General features: G+C 49.9%; 16 protein-coding genes. 6 read left to right on the top strand and 10 right to left on the bottom strand.

Annotation, left to right across the window (positions count from 1 at the left end; translation table 11 throughout):
* Positions 1 to 98: 98 nt before the first annotated feature.
* Positions 99 to 1,271, bottom strand: a complete 1,173-nt coding sequence (locus tag LPW40_RS00775; protein WP_230820348.1) for an FtsW/RodA/SpoVE family cell cycle protein — start codon at positions 1,269 to 1,271, stop codon at positions 99 to 101.
* Between the two features lie 32 nt (positions 1,272 to 1,303).
* Positions 1,304 to 1,597: an Fpa/YlaN family protein gene (locus LPW40_RS00770; protein ID WP_230820347.1), complete on the bottom strand. Its 294-nt coding sequence runs from the start codon at positions 1,595 to 1,597 to the stop codon at positions 1,304 to 1,306.
* 147 nt (positions 1,598 to 1,744) lie between these two features.
* Between LPW40_RS00770 and LPW40_RS00765 the strand changes: the two genes are divergently transcribed.
* Complete coding sequence (locus LPW40_RS00765) at positions 1,745 to 2,227, top strand: hypothetical protein (protein ID WP_230820346.1); 483 nt, start codon at positions 1,745 to 1,747, stop codon at positions 2,225 to 2,227.
* Positions 2,228 to 2,252: 25 nt separating this feature from the next.
* On the opposite strand, the gene LPW40_RS00760 is transcribed toward LPW40_RS00765, so the two are convergent.
* Positions 2,253 to 2,618 (bottom strand): YlaH-like family protein, encoded by a 366-nt coding sequence (locus LPW40_RS00760; RefSeq protein WP_230820345.1) that lies wholly within the window; start codon positions 2,616 to 2,618, stop codon positions 2,253 to 2,255.
* Between the two features lie 6 nt (positions 2,619 to 2,624).
* The gene (gene typA / locus LPW40_RS00755) at positions 2,625 to 4,466 is read right to left on the bottom strand and encodes a translational GTPase TypA (RefSeq protein ID WP_413775977.1); all 1,842 of its coding nucleotides are present in this window, start codon (positions 4,464 to 4,466) and stop codon (positions 2,625 to 2,627) included.
* A 148-nt stretch (positions 4,467 to 4,614) separates the two neighbouring features.
* Between typA and LPW40_RS00750 the strand changes: the two genes are divergently transcribed.
* From LPW40_RS00750 to LPW40_RS00740, 3 genes are all read left to right on the top strand, one after another.
* A complete protein-coding gene (locus LPW40_RS00750; protein WP_097038120.1) occupies positions 4,615 to 4,806 on the top strand; it encodes a DUF5325 family protein in 192 nt (63 codons plus the stop codon).
* Between the two features lie 171 nt (positions 4,807 to 4,977).
* The gene (locus tag LPW40_RS00745) at positions 4,978 to 5,532 is read left to right on the top strand and encodes a hypothetical protein (protein ID WP_230820343.1); all 555 of its coding nucleotides are present in this window, start codon (positions 4,978 to 4,980) and stop codon (positions 5,530 to 5,532) included.
* Between the two features lie 106 nt (positions 5,533 to 5,638).
* Positions 5,639 to 5,860, top strand: a complete 222-nt coding sequence (locus LPW40_RS00740; protein WP_230820342.1) for a hypothetical protein — start codon at positions 5,639 to 5,641, stop codon at positions 5,858 to 5,860.
* Here the strand turns inward: LPW40_RS00740 and LPW40_RS00735 are convergent.
* Positions 5,857 to 6,669, bottom strand: a complete 813-nt coding sequence (locus LPW40_RS00735) for an inositol monophosphatase family protein (RefSeq protein WP_230820341.1) — start codon at positions 6,667 to 6,669, stop codon at positions 5,857 to 5,859. The genes LPW40_RS00740 and LPW40_RS00735 overlap by 4 nt on opposite strands.
* An 80-nt stretch (positions 6,670 to 6,749) precedes the next feature.
* On the opposite strand from LPW40_RS00735, the gene LPW40_RS00730 reads away from it, so the two are divergent.
* A complete protein-coding gene (locus tag LPW40_RS00730) occupies positions 6,750 to 7,358 on the top strand; it encodes a YktB family protein (RefSeq protein WP_230820340.1) in 609 nt (202 codons plus the stop codon).
* Entirely contained in the window at positions 7,358 to 8,254 is an 897-nt protein-coding gene (locus LPW40_RS00725) for a nuclease-related domain-containing protein (RefSeq protein ID WP_230820339.1), read from the top strand. Before LPW40_RS00730 ends, LPW40_RS00725 begins: the two co-directional genes overlap by 1 nt.
* A gap of 553 nt (positions 8,255 to 8,807) precedes the next feature.
* Here the strand turns inward: LPW40_RS00725 and ilvA are convergent.
* Genes ilvA through LPW40_RS00700 form a run of 5 tightly spaced genes read right to left on the bottom strand, consistent with a single transcriptional unit; the run spans position 8,808 to position 14,498 of the window.
* Positions 8,808 to 9,818: a threonine ammonia-lyase gene (gene ilvA, locus LPW40_RS00720; RefSeq protein WP_269063142.1), complete on the bottom strand. Its 1,011-nt coding sequence runs from the start codon at positions 9,816 to 9,818 to the stop codon at positions 8,808 to 8,810.
* On the bottom strand, positions 9,815 to 10,411 hold the full coding sequence (leuD, locus tag LPW40_RS00715) for a 3-isopropylmalate dehydratase small subunit (protein WP_230820338.1): 597 nt from the start codon (positions 10,409 to 10,411) through the stop codon (positions 9,815 to 9,817). The genes ilvA and leuD overlap by 4 nt, the downstream gene beginning before the upstream one ends.
* Positions 10,412 to 10,426: 15 nt before the next feature.
* Complete coding sequence (gene leuC, locus LPW40_RS00710; RefSeq protein WP_230820337.1) at positions 10,427 to 11,842, bottom strand: 3-isopropylmalate dehydratase large subunit; 1,416 nt, start codon at positions 11,840 to 11,842, stop codon at positions 10,427 to 10,429.
* 25 nt (positions 11,843 to 11,867) lie between these two features.
* Complete coding sequence (gene leuB / locus LPW40_RS00705; protein WP_230820336.1) at positions 11,868 to 12,935, bottom strand: 3-isopropylmalate dehydrogenase; 1,068 nt, start codon at positions 12,933 to 12,935, stop codon at positions 11,868 to 11,870.
* An 18-nt stretch (positions 12,936 to 12,953) separates the two neighbouring features.
* Positions 12,954 to 14,498 (bottom strand): 2-isopropylmalate synthase, encoded by a 1,545-nt coding sequence (locus tag LPW40_RS00700; protein WP_230820335.1) that lies wholly within the window; start codon positions 14,496 to 14,498, stop codon positions 12,954 to 12,956.
* Positions 14,499 to 14,511 lie beyond the last annotated feature (13 nt).

Raw genomic sequence — 14,511 nt, 5'->3', positions numbered from 1 at the left:
TCCTCCCACAAAGCATAATGAATTCATTATATAGCAAAAGTTCTAAAATTCACACTATTTTTTATACGAAAAACCGGTAATTTTTAAATTACCGGCGTTTAAAATCCTGCTTTTTCCCTTTTAACATGTTTTGCTGCAATGGTCAATAATCCTATCGCAATGGAGACGGAGAGGAATGAAGAACCTCCGTAGCTGAGCAGCGGCAGCGGCACACCCGTCAATGGGATGATCTTTGATATACCGCCGATGTTGATGAACAGCTGCATACCGATATACAAAGCCACCCCGATGCAGATCAGGCTGTAAAATTTATCGTTTGAGATTGCAGCGTATCTGAGCGCCTTGAAAACCAGCACCATGTAGAGTATCAATATCAAATAAATCCCCACAAGGCCGAGCTCTTCTGCAATGACCGCAGATATGAAGTCGGTGTGCGGTTCAGGCAGGTAGCCGAGCTTCATCACTCCGCTGCCGAGCCCGTTGCCGAATATCCCGCCGTGCGAAATCGCTATGAGGGAATTGGTCAGCTGGTACCCCGCCCCCATCGGATCGACGAATGGGTTTATGAATGTCTCGATGCGCGCGACCTGGTAGTCCGAGAGCACCTGCCCGCGGAACAGCATGGAGATGGCGATCAGCACACCGGCAGCCACAGTGAGGACGAGCCCGGTCTTCATGATGAGCTTGAGCGGCACGCCCGAATAAAGGAAGACGCCGGCAATAATGGAAATGATGACCAGCCAGGTGCCGAAATCGTTCATGAGGACAAGCGTGGAACATATCCCGATGAAAGTGAGGGGATAAATGTAATCCGCATTGTCGAACCTGTGCTGGGAGAGCTTCTTGTCATATATGTAGGCCATGTATATGATGACGACTATCTTGAAGAACTCCGAAGTCTGCAGGCGCAGCGGGCCGACGTCTATCCAGTTCCTTTCCCCGTTGACTTCCACGCCGAAAAACATCGTGTATAACAAGAGGACCAGGATGGCGATCAGCGAAGTCATCTGGAATCTTTTATTCCTGAGCAGTTCTCCCGACATGAAGTAGGTCATGAAAAAAACGATGGAGAAGCCGAGAATGATGAACATGATCTGCCTCAGATAATAATATTCGGGTGTGCCTTCCACCCTCGATGCCATCACCATGCTGGCACTGTAGATCATGACGAGTCCGATCACGCTCAGCAGCACATACGTGATGATGATGGTGAAGTCCACATATTTGGAATATACTTTGACGTAATTGAAAAAATCTTTTATGTATTGCACATTGGTCCCCTCATTTAAAAAAAGTCTAAAGATTAAATTTCTTTAGACTCAAGTTTTTCCTCTTGCATATATAGATCATGGACTTTTGAGACTTCGATCTCGAGTTTCTCCAAGAGCTCCCGTCCATCTTCCGCATCCACCAACCCAAGACGTACAGCAAAATTCACTTGCTTGGAAAGTCCGTACATTTGTGTATCTAAAACTTCCTCATAGACAGGGCATTGGGGCATCGTCAAATTGTCCATCTGCACCTTGATCAGCTGTACTATACGATCTGCATCCGCTTCGAGCTGTGCATATGCCTGATGACGCAATTCTTCATTCATGGACTCACTTACCCCCTCTTCTTGCTATAATGAAAATTTTATATCACGAAAGATAAAATTGCAAGGAAACCAAAGGCTGTAAATTCACCAAAGGCGTATAATATAAAAGCGGACTTTGATATAATTGAGGTCATAAGGAGCGATGTTATGATTATACAAATTCAGGGAGATATCAAATTCCAGATCACACTAGACCCTTCAACATGGATTTTCGATGACCGCAAAATGACTTTGGACGAGGCACTGACCGCCCCGAAGGAGGATGAGGCCATATCCTTCGACGACAATACGGAGTGGAACCGCCAGATCATCGAAGGCACCTCAAAACCGCCGACACTCAAATCGGAGAAGAAGTATAAGAACAGCCAGCTGCTCGAAGAGACATTCATCATCGGCCTCAAGCCTTTTCTTGAGTATACGGAACCTGAACGCGGGGACGATGCGATGATTACATATACACATGACGACGGCACGACGATACTGCCCTTCAATGAACGCGGAAAACACTTCGCGCAGTTCAGTGAAGAGGGTAAAAGGCTGTATGATGACAATATGATCGACCTTGTCGTCATCCAGGACAATCAACCGGAGACGCGCCTGAAGCACGTGACGGCAATCTCCATAAAATAAAAACACGCCTTCCGGCGTGTTTTTTTCATCTGACTTCTTTTTGTTTCGGCGGTATATTGCCCGCCTTACGCTCCCTGTGCAGCCTGAAGCGGTAAAGGCCGAGCACGATCGCAGCAACGATCAGGCTTTCCGCCACAGGCAGGAACGCACCGAAGAACGTTAAAATCAGGCACCCTATGAACATCACGATATAGATCACTATATTCTGCCACAGTTTGATCTTCCGGGCGAAGCCCAGAATATAAACGATGACGGAGAGTATGAAGATGGTGATGAACAAAAGCCACATCCCGAGCTCGGGGTTCGTATCGAGGCCGTACAGGCGGCCGAAAAAAGTCAGGCGCTCATTGACATTGACTGAAGCATTGGACAGTACAACTGGGAGAAACAATTATATTCACTCCGATTCAAGTCTTATCTTTTCTTTCTTCTGGGCACGTTCTCTCGCGCTCTTATCGAGGATCCTCTTCCTCAATCTGACAGTATCCGGCGTCACTTCGACAAGCTCATCTTCATTGATGAATTCAAGTGCTTCCTCAAGTGTCATGACACGCGGTTTCTTCATCGTCTCCGTCTGTTCCTTCGTTGCGGAGCGGATATTGTTCGCCGCCTTCACTTTGGTGATGTTCACCGTGAGGTCGTTATCGCGGGAGTTTTCGCCGACGATCATCCCTTCATACACATCGGTGCCGGGCTCCATGAAGTTCGTGCCGCGGTCCGAAAGCTGGAGGATCGCATAGGTGGAGGCAGTGCCTTTGTCCATCGAGACGAGTACACCGTTCCTTCTGCCGCCGATGCGGCCTTTGATTGCCGGACGGTACTCTTCGAATGTATGGTTCAAAATGCCGTAGCCGCTCGTCATGGACATGAACTCGGTCCTGTAGCCGATGAGGCCCCTTGCAGGCACGAGGAACACAAGACGGGTCTGGCCGTTGCCGGTGTTCGACATATCCAGCATTTCGCCCTTGCGCTGGCCGAGGGACTCGATGATGCTGCCCGTATCGCCTTCCGGCACATCGATCTGTACACGTTCGAACGGTTCACATTTGACGCCGTCGATCTCTTTTTCGATGACGATCGGCTTGGATACCTGAAGTTCGAAACCTTCACGCCTCATGTTCTCGATCAGGATGGATAAATGCAGCTCGCCGCGTCCGGAAACGACCCACGCATCCGGCTGATCGGTCGGTTCGACCTTCAGGGATACATCCGTCTCCAGCTGCTGCTCGAGGCGCTCTTCTATTTTGCGTGCGGTGACGAACTTGCCGTCGCGCCCTGCAAACGGCGAGTTGTTGACCGAAAACGTCATCTGGAGCGTCGGCTCGTCGATCCTAAGGACCGGCATCGCCTCCTGATGGTCGACAGGTGTCACCGTCTCCCCGACGTTGATGTCCTCCATGCCGCTCACCGCGATGAGGTCGCCCGCCTTCGCATGGTCGATTTCAAGACGGTTCAGCCCGAAGAAGCCGAATATTTTGGTCACCCGGAAATTCTTCACGGTGCCGTCGATTTTGATCAGTGATACCTGCTGACCGACGCGCATCTCCCCGCGGAACACACGTCCGACGCCGATACGTCCGACGTAGTCGTTGTAATCCAGCAGCGCCACCTGAAACTGAAGCGGCTCATCGCTGTTATCAACAGGTGCAGGCACATAATCGACGATCATTTCATAGATGGACTGCATGTCTTCATCCTGTTTATCCGGATCCTCACTTGCCGTCCCGTTCATCGCCGATGCATAGGCGACCGGAAATTCGAGCTGTTCGTCATTGGCATCCAGCTCAATGAACAGTTCCAGCACTTCATCCACGACCTCTTCCGGACGTGCCGCTTCTTTATCAATTTTGTTCACGACGACGAGCGGCTTCAAATCCTGCTCAAGCGCCTTCTTCAACACGAAGCGCGTCTGCGGCATCGTCCCTTCATATGCATCCACGACAAGGATGACGCCATCCACCATCTTCATGATCCGCTCGACTTCCCCGCCGAAATCGGCGTGGCCAGGCGTATCGAGGATGTTTATTCGTGTGCCCTTATAATCAATCGCGGTATTTTTGGCAAGTATCGTGATACCGCGCTCTCTCTCTATATCATTCGAGTCCATCGCACGTTCTTCCACATGCTCATTTTCGCGGAACATGCCGGACTGTTTCAGTAATTGGTCGACTAATGTGGTCTTCCCATGATCGACATGGGCGATGATTGCGATATTGCGGATATCTTCTCTTAATTTCATTAAGACTTTCCCTTCATTGTTAGAATTGATCTTTAACTGTACCATTATATCACAGTTGCCCTTTAATTCATATAAAATGTAATCTGTTGATAAAGTGGTAAATATGCTATACTGTTAGGATATAATGACACGTAAGGAGTTCCGGATCATGGATAAACCCAAATCTAAATCTATATTTTTACTGCTCGCTTTTCTGGCCGTTTTGATGATGGTCGCTTTTTCGGTCTTCGCGGCGGAAGCGATGTGGGTGTTCGCAGCCCTCACAGTGCTGATTTTCATCGGCATCTTCGGGGTCGGTTTTACACTGAAGAAAAAATACCGTGAAAACGGCTGGTTATAAAAACTACAGTTTTCGTTTTTCTGCATCATTCCACAAACAGAATTTGAATTTCCGCTGAACAGAAACCGGGTTTCTGTTCTTTTTTCATGCCAAAAATCAAATTGTTGCACTTTGACGACAATTCCCCTCTTATGCACAATTGAAGCAATACTTATTAAAGGGGTGCAACAGATGCGCAAGAAAAATGAAAAACTGAAGATTTATGAATTCCTCTACAACCGCCTGCCGTTTTCCGAAGATGAGACGAAGGAATACCGGGCCCTCCGCCGCTCCGAAAAACTTGAAGAAGAGTTCGAACTGTACCTGGACGAAATAAAGACCGCAAACATCGATGTGTACTGGCACTCTGAAGTGTATGTCGATGGTGATTACGAATTCGTCCATGTGCTGATGGTCACGGATTACTGCTACTACATATTCATCCTCCACGACCTCGCCGGCGGCCATTACATCAACGCCTTCAACATCCTGTGCAATGATGCGCACGCTGCAGTGCTCGACTTGAACCGCAGCGACAAACTGTACCAGATGTTTAGGGCCCGGCTGATCGATGAAGGCGAGTTCCAGCGCCCGATCATCGTGAAGTACGTGATGATGAATGATGATTTCGTACTGAAGACCCGGAAGTCGGACCTGTTTTTATCGAAGCTGAATCTGCCCTACTACCTGAAGGCCATCGAGCAGTCCGCCGTCCTGAAGAATAAAGACACGCCGCTTCCCAGTTGACTTATTCCAAAAGGGCCGCCATGCATTCGACCTGTCTCTATTCAAGCCCGGAATAAGGTGCCTGAAGTGCCGTTCCCATGATTTCACGATATTCAACAGCAACCTCATGCAGTGCAATGTCTGCCTCTCCATCGACAGCCTGCTGCATCTGGCGGAAGACTACTTCTTCTGCCTGGAGAAGGTCGCGCCCGGTGTTGTCTACAGCCGTCGGGACATATTCCTCCATACGGGATTCGAGCTGAACAACTATGCATACACCAGGCTGACCGGGGCGCTCTTCAGGAAAATTTCCGCCCGCAAATATAAATTCGGGAGTGATGCGGATTAAAGTTTATGGAATTCTTTATGATTTTTGATGAATGCCTCATCAGCCTTGAAGTACTCTGTAAGCTCTCCATGTATCTTTTTATTTGCAGCAAGGATGCTGTTCGTCTTGAGCAGCCTGACCTCGTCGCCGAGCAGCGTCGTCGTGATGCCGCCGACTTCGTTCAGCAGGATGATGCCGCCTGCGAAATCCCATGGGTGGAGCCTGTAAAAGAGGGCCGCACTGCTCGTCCCGCGGACGACGTTGACGAATTCAAGGGCCGCCGAGCCGAGTGAGCGTACGCTGCGGGCATCTTTGACCACCTGGATGAACGGGGTGTTGATCCCCTCCCGCACGAGCCAGTTGGCATTCGTCGAGATGAGCGAGGACTTCAGGCTCGATTCCTCTATATCATGCAGTACCTCGTCGTTCTTATAGGCGCCCTGCTCATAGGCTGCATGGTAGAGGTCATTCTTCATGACATCGAGTATGAGGCCTGCATACGGCTTGCCGTCGATGTAGATGCCGATGGAGACGGCGAAGTTTTCAAGCTGGTGCACGAAATTCAGCGTGCCGTCGATCGGGTCGATGATCCATAAGACACCGTCTGCGTCTTCGATGTCTGCGCCGGCGCCCTCTTCACCGAGGATCCTGTGCTCCGGGTATCTTTCTTCAATTTTATCAAACAGGAATTGTTCGGTTTCTTTATCGACGTCAGTGACAAGGTCATTGGCATTCATTTTGCTGTCGATATTAAAGTCTTCAATCATCCGGTTCCGTATGAATTCCCCGGCATCCAGTATGATTTCCTGTGCAAATCTATAGATTTCCATAAATACACCTCAAAAGTTTGATTGGGTTCTTTTATTATTTTATCATATTAACAGCGATAATTTTAGAAGGGAAAATATACATGACAAAATACAGCTTTACACAAAAAGATTTCGACATATTCAAAATCGACGGCCTCGCCCCCCGCATGGAGGCATTGAAGGAAAATCCACGCGTGAAATTATATAACCTCGGCGACCATTTCTCTGGTTTCCTGACGGATCTTACCGGGGAGGAGCATTTTGCGCACGTTGCGATGCACGCCCGCCGCAAAGTGAATCCGCCGGATGATACATGGGTGGCCTTCTCGGCCAACAAGCGCGGCTATAAGATGATGCCGCATTTCCAGATCGGCCTGTGGGGGGACCACGCATTCTGCATGTACGGCGTGATCTATGAATCCCCGGACAAAAAGAACGTGGCGGAGAAATGGCTCAGTGAATCTGAGATGTTCAGGGAGCTGCCCCAGGATTATTCCATTTCACTCGATCATATGAAACCTGAAAAACCTCAATTGTCCGAGATCTCGGATGAAGAATTGGAAGCCGGACTCGTCCGGCTGCGTGATGTGAAGAAAGGTGAATTCCTCGTCGGCAAAGTCTACCATCCGGGGGATGCCGAACTCGAATCTGATGAAGCGTTCATCAATGATTTGGAAAAAGTGATGACCGACCTCGTCAAATTCTATTGATGAGGGAGAAAAGCCTGAAGCATGCCCAGCTCGAGATTTTGAACAGGCGCACCGTATTGAGTGCCCGGGACAGGAAAGACCTCCTGAAATACCGGCTGGGCTACACCGGAGAGCTGCAGTTTGATGGAATTGTGGAGGACCTCGGGGTGCCGGTTGTGCATCTCAAGGATTACAGGTTCCGCCTTGATGCTGCCGCGGATGACAGGAAAACAGCCGCCGGCCCGTCCGAAGTCCAGATCGATAACATCATCATCGCCGGCGACCAGATATATACATTTGAAATAAAGAACTACCAGTACGATATCGAATACACGGCCGACCGGTCATGGCGGTTTGTCGGCGGTAAGGAAATCGTCAACCCGCTGAACCAGGTCGACAACCACCGTAATGTCCTGACGGAAATGATGCGCGAATTCAATATGCACTTCAATATGACGAACAACATCGTCTTCATCCATCCGGAACAGACAATCTACAATTTTCCGAACCATCAGAACCTCTATATCCGAAACAACCTGAAGAAGCGGCTGAAGTACGTGCTGCAGCCAAACCAGTATGATTACTCCCGATTCATTGAAATGCTCGATTCAAGGCGTGTCGTCAAATCCGCCTACGATGCAGACGCAAACGTCACCTTCGAAGAACTCTCCGGTGGAGTGTTCTGCCCGGATTGTGAGCATGTGCCCCTTCAGCGGGTGCATCGTGATAAGTTTGCGTGCGGGACATGTCAGGCTGAATTTTGGCAGTATGAGGTGGTACAGCAGTTAATTGCAGAACTGCGGATATTGAATGCCTCATGGCAACTGAATTCAGAAATGATTTCAAAGTACAGCAATAAACTTATAAGCAGCTCCACTGTAAGAAGATACAGAATTAAAGGCCTGATTGAATACTGATATTTTATCTAACTTATAAAATGGGAAGGCACCCACCAACGAGGACAACTCTTGGTGGGTGTAATTTTTAGTTTTGATAATGTAATCGACAGGTAAAATACTTGTCGATTCCCCGTTACTGTTTAGCTGGGGCTGGTTCTGCCATTAACTAAACACTAAAGGGCCTCTCCCGTTTAGATAGCCTCGAAAATTATGCCAACTAAACACTTGGGGGCCTCTGCCGTTTAGATAGGCCTGAGAATTAGGCTAACTAAACACTTGGGGGCCTCTGCCGTTTAGGTAGCCTCGAATATCATGCTAACTAAACACTTGGAGGCTTCTGCCGTTTAGATAGGCTTGAGAATTAGGCTAACTAAACACTTAAAGGCTTCTGCCGTTTAGATAGCCTCGAAAATTATGCCAACTAAACACTAAGAGGCCTCTCCCGTTTAGATAGGCCCGAAAATGACGACAACTAAACAGTCATGACAACCAGCCTCCCCTTACAGCCACCTCCCCAACCAAAAAAGACGCGCCCGGTCTCCCGGACGCGCCATTGGCTTTAACTTTATTTTCAATGCCGATTCTTCACGAGCTCACGATTTTGCAGGCCCGCTTCAACACGGAGTTCTTTTGCCAGACTCTGTATGTCCGGCATTCTTGAGATGTCGATATTGCCGCCGCTGACGACAATGCCTGTCTTTTTCGAATCGATCGTATCATGATGGTTGAGCAGGCAGGCAAGTGCTGCTGCCCCTGCGCCTTCCACCAAAGTTTTGCTTCTTTCAAGGAAGTAGATCATCGCATCAGCGATTTCCGGCTCCGATACGCAAATTACATCGTCTACATACTTATTGATTATAGGCAATGTCAACTGACCTGGCTCTTTGACTGCTATCCCTTCTGCAATGGTTGTAACGCTTTTCAGTCGTTCAACCAGTCCATCGTGGTAGGCTTTGAAAGTCGATGGCGCCCTTTCGGCCTGTACACCGATTACCCGTATACACGGGTTGATCGTTTTTGCAGCGACTGCTATGCCGCTGATCAAACCACCGCCGCCGATCGGAACAATCAAGGTATCGAGATCCGGCTGTTGAGCCAGCATTTCAAATGCTATCGTCCCCTGACCTGCCATAATGTCATAGTCATCAAAAGGATGGACGTAAGTCGCACCGGTCTTTTTCTGATGCTCAAGCGATGCGTCATACGCTTCCTGGAAACTTTCTCCCACTAAGATGACATTCGCGCCGTATCCCCTCGTCGCTTCCACTTTATTTGTCGGAGTAGACTCCGCCATGAATATTGTAGCTTCGGCGCCGAGTTTTGCGGCAGCGAGCGCCACGCCCTGGGCGTGGTTTCCGGCTGAAGCCGTCAGCACTCCTTTTGATAACTCTGAAGCAGATAGTTTCATCAACTTATAACTGGCGCCCCTGAATTTGAACGCGCCCGTCTTCTGTTGATTTTCCATTTTGAAATAAACTTCTCTGTCTGTACGTAAGTCCGTAGTATTCGATGTGACTAAAGGCGTATTGTGGATTGTTGATTCAAGATGCCTCCAGGCATCCTGAACTAATCCACCGGTCAAGAAATCCCCATGCGACCACCACTCTCCTCATATTGTTTGATTTTGTCCTCGAGCTGCAATGTCAGTGAAATGTCATCCCATCCGTTGATGAGTTTTTCTTTATGATATGACGGGATATCAAATTTATATACTCCGCTGTCAGAGGTCACCGTCTGTTCGACGAGGTCGACTGCCAGCATGAAGTCTCCAGTTTGGGCTTTTTCCTGCCATTCCTTCACTTTATCCTCTTCAGCTTCAATGAGGATGATGCCGTTCTTGAATGCATTGCTGTAGAAGATGTCGGCGAAGCTTGGTGCGATGATGACTTTGAAGCCGAAATCGAGCAGGGCCCACGGTGCGTGCTCCCTGGAAGATCCGCAGCCGAAGTTCTCGCCTGCAACCAATATCGTGGCATCTTCATATTTCGGACTGTCGAGGTCGAAGTTCTCCCTCGGATTGCCATCGTCATCAAAACGCCAGTTATAAAACACGAATTCACCAAAACCCGTACGTTCGATCCTTTTCAAAAACTGCTTAGGAATGATCTGGTCGGTATCCACATTATCTCTGTCGAGAGGATAAACAGTACCGGTGTGTTTTTCAATTGCTTCCATTATTGATATCCTCCTTTAAGAAATCTGCGGTTCTTTACCGTATTCACGGACATCCACGAATCTGCCTTCGATCGCTGCTGCTGCAGCCATCTCAGGGCTTACAAGGTGCGTCATGGCGCCGTTGCCCTGGCGGCCTTCGAAGTTACGGTTTGAAGTTGATGCACAGCGGCCGCCGGCCGGGATGACATCATCGTTCATTCCGAGGCAGGCACTGCAGCCTGCGTCGCGCCATTCGAATCCTGCGGATTTGAACACTTTATCAAGGCCGAGCTCTTCAGCTTCCGCCTTCACAAGGAATGAGCCGGGTACGACGATTGCCTTGATGCCGTCCTTGACTTTCTTCCCTTCGATGATCTCCGCTGCACGCTGCAAGTCACGCACTCTTGAGTTCGTACATGATCCGATGAACACATGGTCGATCTCAATCGATGTGATCGGCTGATTCTCTTCCAGGTTCATGTAACTCAGCGCACGGCCGATTTCATCCTTGTTCTCGACGGAATCAAGCGATGGCGTCGTGCCGCTGATCGGAACGACCATGCCCGGGTTCGTGCCCCATGATACTTGCGGCTCGATCTCTGTAGCATCGATTTCTATCGTTTTATCATACTCTGCACCTTCATCCGTTGCAAGCGCAAGCCACTCCTCGGCCAGTGCATTGAATTCCGCTTCGTCTTTTGGAACGTAGCGGCGGCCGGTGAGGAAATCCACCGTCTTCTGATCCGGTGAGATCAGGCCTGCCCTTGCACCGCCTTCGATGGACATGTTACAGACCGTCATGCGGCCTTCCATCGTCAGATCACGTATGGCTTCACCCGTATACTCGACGACGTATCCTGTTCCGAACTTCACGCCGAATTTCCCGATGATCGCAAGGATCAAATCCTTTGCGGTCACGCCGGCACCAAGCGGGCCGTTGACTTTGACGTTCATCGTCTTCGGACGGTCGCCGTACAGTGTCTGTGTCGCAAGCACATGCTCAACTTCACTTGTCCCAATTCCGAATGCAAGTGCACCGAATGCACCGTGTGTGGAAGTGTGGCTGTCCCCGCAGACGATCGTCTTGCCGGGCTGCGTCAGACCAAGCTGCGGTCCGATGACGTGCACGATGCCCTGATCCGGATGGAACATATCGGCAAGTTTCACGCCGAAATCCTTACAGTTCTTCTTCAGTGCGTCCATCTGTTTCGCTGAAATTTCATCTTTGACGTTTTCACGGTCCTTCGTCGGTACGTTGTGGTCCATCGTTGCAAAAGTGAGGTCCGGCCGCCGGACTTTCCGGCCTGTCAGCCTTAAACCTTCAAATGCCTGAGGAGAAGTGACTTCGTGAACTAAATGCTGATCGATGTATATTAAATCCGGCTGTCCCTCTTCTCTATGAACAACATGTTTTTCCCAGATTTTATCAATAATAGTTTTTTTCTCAGCCATTCCTCAATCAACTCTCTTATTCTTATTATTTAATGTAACTCATTACGGCTTCCACCATCTCTTCAGTGCCGACCTTACGGCCGCCTTCAAAGTCGAGGTCCGGTGTATGGATGCCGTCTTTCAGCGCATTGTCCACTGCGGCTTCGACCGCTTCCGCCTCTTCGCTCAAATGGAATGAATATTTGAGCATCATCGCAGCGGAGAGGATCATGGCCAGCGGGTTCACGATATTCTGCCCGGCAATATCCGGGGCCGAACCGTGCACCGGCTCATACAACCCGAAGCCTTCGCTGTTCAGGCTTGCAGATGGCAGGAGGCCGATGGATCCCGTAATGACCGATGCTTCATCACTCAATATATCGCCGAAGAGGTTTTCGGTGACGACGACATCGAAATGCGCCGGGTTGGTGATGAGCTTCATCGCCGTGGAATCCACGAGCGCGTGCTCGACTTTCACTTCAGGGTGCTCGGCGCTTTTGGCATCCACGATCTCACGCCACATGCGGCTTGATTCAAGGACGTTTGCCTTGTCCACCGAAGTGAGCCTGCCGCCGCGCAGCTTCGCCGCCTGGAAACCGTATTCGACTATGCGTTCTATCTCTTCTTTAGTGTATATGAGGGTGTCGACGACGGAATTGCCGCCGTCCCGCCGTTCACTCGGCCGCCCGAAGTACAGTCCCCCCGTCAGTTCCCGGACGAATAAAATATCCGTACCGCTGACGATGGTTTCCTTCAGTGGAGAAGCGGGTATCAGTTTATCGAATACTTTGATGGGTCTTAAGTTCGCAAACAACCCGAGTTCCTTGCGGATCTTCAGGAGTCCCTGTTCCGGCCTCAAAGTTTTATCAATCGTATCCCATTTGGGGCCGCCCACTGCACCGAGCAGGACTGCATCCGCGTTCTTTGCCCGCTCAAGCGTCGCATCATCGAGGGGTGTGCCGGTTGCATCATATGCGGCACCCCCGATGAGGCCGTCCTCAAAAGTGAATTCGTGATTGAAATCTTTGGCGATCTTTTCAAGGACCGCTTTGGCACCAGTCATTATTTCAGGTCCGACGCCGTCACCCGGAAGGGTCAGTATATGTTTTTTCATGGGTGGCACTCCTTTTGGTCATCTGCTGACCGAGACTGATTTTTCCTCTGTGTTCTTGATCAGGTAACGGTTCACGGCGTTGATGTAGGCATTTGCAGAAGCCTCGATCACGTCCTGTGCAGTGCCGCGTCCGTTCATCACCTGGCCGTCCACTTTCAGCTGTACATGTGCTTCAGCAAGCGCATCTTTGCCGCGTCCGACGGAATTCAGCTGATAATCGATCAGGTTCAGTTCCATATCGATCAGGCTCTTTATCGTGCCGTAAAGTGCATCGACGCTGCCGCTTCCCATCGTCGTGTTGGAGACGACTTCGCCTGCCGGCGTCCGGAGCGAAACTTCACTTTCAGTGCCGTTTTCAGGCCCGTAATTCACCTGGAAGTTCTCCATCTTGTACATAGGAATATCGGTGTCCTCGGTTTTTATTTCCATTAATATCGTGTAGATGTCATCTTCAGTGACTTCTTTCTTCTGGTCCGTCAAAAGCTTGAACCGCTTGAATGCTGTAGTTATGTCATCCTCATTCAACTCGAGTTTGAACTCCGCCACTTTGTCCTTGAATGCGTGGCGGCCGGAGTGTTTTCCGAGGAACAGGGTGTTCTCGGAGACACCGACGAGTTCAGGTGTGATGATTTCGTAGGTTTCGGCATTTTTCAGCACGCCGTCCTGATGGATGCCGGATTCATGCGCGTAGGCATTCCGGCCGATCACCGCTTTGTTCGCCTGGATGTACATGCCCGTCAGCTTGCTGACGATGTCGCTTGTACGTTTGATCTCCTTCAGCACGAGTGACGTCCGGTAAGGGTAGAAGTCTTTCCGGATTTCAAGGGCGACGGCGATTTCTTCGAGTGCAGCGTTGCCTGCACGTTCGCCGATGCCGTTCACTGCGCATTCAACCTGTGTTGCGCCGTTTTCGACGGCGGCCATGGAGTTCGCGACCGCCATGCCGAGGTCGTCGTGGCAGTGGCAGGATAGATTGACATTTTTGATGTTCGGTACTCTCTCACTGATCGTTTTGAACATCCGGCCGTATTCAAGGGGTGTGGTGAACCCGACTGTGTCCGGGAGGTTGATCACCGTGGCTCCGGCATCGATCACCTGCTCGATCAGCCTGCACAGGAAATCTATATCGGAACGCGTCGCATCCTCAGCTGAAAATTCCACTTCCGGGAACCGCTCTTTGGCGTATTTCACCATCTCGACGGATTTGGAGAGGACTTCTTCTTCAGTCATCTTCAGTTTATATTCCATGTGGATGGGTGAAGTCGCCAAAAAGATATGGATCCTCGGTCTTTCAGTGTTCTTCAAAGCTTCATATGCCCGGTCGATATCTTTTTTATGGGTCCGTGCAAGTGCCGTCACCGAAGCGTTTTTAACAGTCTCGGCAATCAGCTTCACCGCTTCGAAGTCACCTTCGGAAGCTGCAGGGAAACCCGCTTCAATAATATCCACACCGAGGCGCTCGAGCTGTTTGGCAATCTCCAGTTTCTCACTCTTATTCAGATTCACCCCCGGCGATTGTTCGCCATCCCTCAGTGTAGTATCAAAAATTTGAATATCAGCCATTGCCAATCATCCT

Source organism: Salinicoccus halitifaciens (assembly GCF_021026095.1).
Lineage (GTDB): Bacteria > Bacillota > Bacilli > Staphylococcales > Salinicoccaceae > Lacicoccus > Lacicoccus halitifaciens.
Note: the sequence above shows the minus strand (reverse complement) of the source record. Positions and strands in the feature narration are given on the sequence as shown.